The organism is Streptomyces sp. SID5910, from assembly GCF_009862125.1.
Lineage (GTDB): Bacteria > Actinomycetota > Actinomycetes > Streptomycetales > Streptomycetaceae > Streptomyces.
This window is the reverse complement of the sequence record NZ_WWHX01000976.1, coordinates 1-4,019: the sequence shown is the minus strand read 5'-3', so window position 1 is coordinate 4,019 and position 4,019 is coordinate 1. Positions and strand designations below refer to the sequence as shown.

The 4,019-nt window shown below is 73.2% G+C and carries 3 protein-coding genes; 2 read left to right on the top strand and 1 reads right to left on the bottom strand.

Annotated elements, in window-relative coordinates; genetic code table 11:
• Nucleotides 1–82: 82 nt before the first annotated feature.
• On the bottom strand, nt 83–1,399 hold the full coding sequence (locus GTW67_RS35000) for a DUF6716 putative glycosyltransferase (RefSeq protein WP_161168747.1): 1,317 nt from the start codon (nt 1,397–1,399) through the stop codon (nt 83–85).
• Nucleotides 1,400–1,597: 198 nt separating this feature from the next.
• On the opposite strand from GTW67_RS35000, the gene GTW67_RS34995 reads away from it, so the two are divergent.
• Both GTW67_RS34995 and GTW67_RS34990 read left to right on the top strand, forming a co-directional pair.
• Nucleotides 1,598–2,578, top strand: a complete 981-nt coding sequence (locus GTW67_RS34995; protein WP_161168746.1) for a glycosyltransferase — start codon at nt 1,598–1,600, stop codon at nt 2,576–2,578.
• Nucleotides 2,575–3,909 carry a polysialyltransferase family glycosyltransferase gene (locus GTW67_RS34990; protein ID WP_161168745.1) on the top strand — a complete coding sequence of 445 codons (1,335 nt, stop codon included), beginning with the start codon at nt 2,575–2,577 and terminating at the stop codon, nt 3,907–3,909. The genes GTW67_RS34995 and GTW67_RS34990 overlap by 4 nt, the downstream gene beginning before the upstream one ends.
• Nucleotides 3,910–4,019 lie beyond the last annotated feature (110 nt).

Here is a 4,019-nt window from a genome sequence, read left to right as displayed (position 1 = left end):
TCGTCCGGCTGGGTCATGGGAGGGACTCCTCGGTCTCCTTGGGCGGTGGTGCGGGGCGGGGTCGGGGCGGGGTGCGGGGCGGTCACAGCTCCCCCATCCGGCGGATCACCGGGGCGACGCGCTGGACGCCGTGCCGGTAGGCGCCTCGGGCGGCGCGGCGCACGATCTGGCGGACCGGGCCGGGTTCGCGGTCGCCGGCGGGCGCGCCGGGCAGCGGGCTGCCGTCCGGGGCGAGGTGGTGGCGGGCGAGGATGCCGGGCAGGTAGCCGGGGGCGGTGACGGGTGTGTAGTAGGGGCTGAGCGGGGGCAGGCCGCCGGGCCGGTCGAGGAGCGCGGTGATGCGGGCGCGGGCGGTGTCGAAGGCGGTGGCGTAGCTCCCGTCGGCCGCGACGCCCTGCCGGGCGAGCCACGCCGGGTCGGGCACGGGCAGCCGGCCGTCGTCGAGCTGGTCCCAGGAGGCGAGGCAACCGGAGCCGGTGAAGTGGTGGTTGCCGAGCGATTCGCGCACGCCGAGGTCGGTCAGCACGGCCGTCGGGACGCGGCGGTGCAGGGCCTCCAGGGCGGCCGTGGAGCTGACGGTGACCAGCAGGTCGGTGCGGTCGAGGACGTCGCCCATGTGCCCGTAGACCAGGCGGAAGTTGGGCGGCGGGTCGGCCTTCTGCACCAGCTTCTGGTAGGGCAGCTCCTCGATGTGCGTGGTGTGTTCGCCGGGCTTGGAGCGCAGCTTGAGCAGCACCTCCCGCTCGGGGTGCCGGCGGGCGTGCCGCACGAGCCGGTCGAGCAGGTACGTACGGTCGCGGCGGCCGTCCGGGACGGAGGGCTGGGCGGCGAAGACGACCGTGTACGGGTGGCCGTGCGCGCCGGTGTGCTCCGCACCGCCCAGGAAGGGCAGCGCGACCTCGGTCACCGCCGAGGCGTCGGCGCCGACCCCCTCGTACACGGCGCGGAAACGGTCCGCGTCCTGGCGGGAGTTGGCGAGGACGAGGTCGGCGCCGTGGCGCAGCAGCAGGCCGTCGGTGAGCTTCTCGTAGACGACGCCGACGTAGCCGGTGACGACGACGGGCCGGCCGGTGCGGCCCTGCCACGCGTGGCGCAGGCCGTGCAGCACGGCCTGGACGCCGCCGCCGACCAGGGCGAGGACCAGCACGTCGTACGACTCCTGCGCCATGGCGCGCAGGAACTCGGCGGCGGTCACCTCGCGGAGGGAGTCCGCGTCGGCGCCGACCTCCGCCAACTGGCGGGCGGTGGGGGTGGCTCGGCCCCGCAGGAGGTAGCCGTCCAGGTGGAGGTCCGCACCGTCGGGGGAGATGCGGGACGCGGTGAGCGCGCCCCATTTCCACCGGGTGTCGGAATCCGCGAGAACGGCGATCCGCCGGGCCTTCGTTGCACTTGCTGGCACGTCGAAGACGCTAGGAAGCCACTTCTAGGAACCGCCCAACCGGAATGCAACAAACGGTGAACAGCAGATCGCCGAATGGCGAATCGGGCCGCCGGACGCCGGAAATCCCGTCCACTTCACGGCTTCGCCACGCCTCGTTCACCTCGCATCAAGGCACAGGTAAAGCCGCATGCCGGGCCGGCGCCTAGCGTCACGGACGTGCCCAAGCTCTCCGTCATCGTGCCGTTCTACAACGTGCGGCAATACGCACCCGACACCCTGCGGAGTCTGCGCGCGAACGCGCGGGACGACTTCGAATTCATTCTCGTCGACGACTGTTCGTCCGACGGCACCGTGGACCTTCTCGTGCGCGCGGAGGACGAGCTGCCGGGGGCGGTGCTCGTCCGCCACGAACGCAACGGCGGTCTGGCGACGGCCCGCAACACCGGCATCGACCGGGCGCGCGGCGAGTACCTGACCTTCCTGGACGGCGACGACTGGCTGGCCCCCGGCTACTACGAGCGGCTGGTCGCCGTGATCGAGGAGCTGGGCTGCGACTTCGTGCGCACCGACCACGTGCAGTGCACGGCCAGGTCCCGGACCCTGTTCCGGGTGCCGCACGGCCGCCGGAACGTCTCCCTGCGGCCGCGCGACGCGATCCTGCCCGCCCACCGCTCCACCTCGGTCGACTACGCGTACGCCTGGGCCGGGGTCTACCACCGCCGGCTGGCCGACCGGGGCCTGCTGCACTTCACCGACGGGCTGCGCACGGCGGAGGACCGGCCGTGGATCTGGCGGCTGCACCGGGAGGCGGAGTCCTTCGCGGTGACCGGGCTGCTCGGCGTCTTCTACCGGCGCGGGGTGGCGTCCTCGCTCACCCAGATCGGGGACGTCCGCCAGCTGGACTTCGTCCGCGCCTTCGACCAGGTCGTCGCCGAGACGGCCGCGGACGCGGACGCCGCGCGGCTGCTGCCGAAGGCGGTGCGCACGTACTGCGCGATCATCTCCCACCATCTGGGTTCCATCGAGAGGTTCGAGCCTGCCGTGGCACGGAAACTGAAGGCGATGAGCGCCGCCGCGCTGCGGCGGATGCCGCAGGACGCGCTCGACGAGGTGCTGGCCTCGATGGACGCCGAGCGGGCCACGCGGCTGCGCCGGCTGCGCCGCCGTCCGGTGCCGGCCGCGGAGGTGGCGGCGTGAGCACGCAGATCTTCCTGGCGTCGACGCTGTACGGCACGGCCACGCTCGCCGCCGCCCTGGACGCGGGCTGCTTCGAGGCGGCCGACCGGCGGATCCTGCTGGTCTCCAACAACGCGGCGACGCCCGAGACGACGCCGGCGCTGGACGCGATGCCGGGGTTCGAACGGCTGCGGGACCGGTTCGACGACGTGGTGTCGTGGAACGCGACGATCTTCCCGTTCCACCCGGGCGGCTGGGCGCCGCGCGTGGACGACGCCCCGATGTGGGAGCGGTATCTGCGGCTGGCCTGGGGGCTCGGCGACGACGACGTGGCGCTGGTCGTGGAGTCGATCCAGGTGCAGCCGGCGCTGGGGGTGGCGCAGCTGTTCCCGGACGCGCCGCTGACCGTGTACGCGGACGGCCTGATGAGCTACGGGCCGACCCGCAACAAGCTCGACCCGCTGGTCGGCACCCGCGTGGAGCGGCTGCTCCACCTGGACCTGGTGCCGGGGCTGACGCCGCTGCTGCTGACCGAGTTCGAGGTGGGCCCCGAGCTGGTGCCGACCGCGGCGTTCACGAAGGTGCTGGCCGAGCTGGCGGACACCGGCGACGGTCTGCCGGACGTCGAGGGACCGGCGCTGCTGCTGGGCCAGTACCTGTCCGCGCTGGGCATCCTCACCGCCGAGGAGGAGGAGGCCCTGCACGTGCGGATGCTCACCGGCGCCGTCGGCCTCGGGCACACCCGGGTGGTGTTCAAGCCGCACCCCACGGCCCCGGCCCGCTTCACGCGCACCCTGGAGGAGGAGGCGGAGCGGCTCGGCGTCGCCCTCACGGTGGTGGACACGCCGGTGCTCGCCGAGGTGCTGTACCAGCGGCTGCGCCCGGCGCTGGTGGTCGGCTGCTTCTCCACGGCACTGCTCACCGCGTCCGCGCTGTACGGCCTGCCGGTCGCGCGGGTCGGCACCGAGACGCTGCTCGACCGGCTGACGCCGTACGAGAACAGCAACCGGGTGCCCGTCACGATCGTCGACGCGCTGCTGCCCGGCCCGGACGACGCGGCGGCCGTCGCCGAGGGGCGCCGGGGCCTGGACGCGGACGCCCTCGGCGCCCTGGTGCGGGCGGTGGGTTTCGCGATGCAGCCGAAGATCCTGACCGGGCTGCGGCCGGACGCGGAGGAATTCCTGCGCGGACATCTCACCACCCGCACTTGGCGCTATTTCAAGAAACGGCGGCTCACGACCCTGGGACTGCCCGGCGGAATTCCGGAGCGCCTGGCCTTTCTGCCGCACAATTCCACGGCACGGAAGGTGGTGCGGCGGGCGCGGGCCATTCGACGCCGGATCAAACACTGAGGTCGAACACTGAGGCCAAACACTGAGGCGATGCCGGGTGACGGGAAGGTGAACCGGGCGGGGCGAGCGGCCGCCGTCGCCGTCGCGTCATCCGACGTTCCGCGGAAATT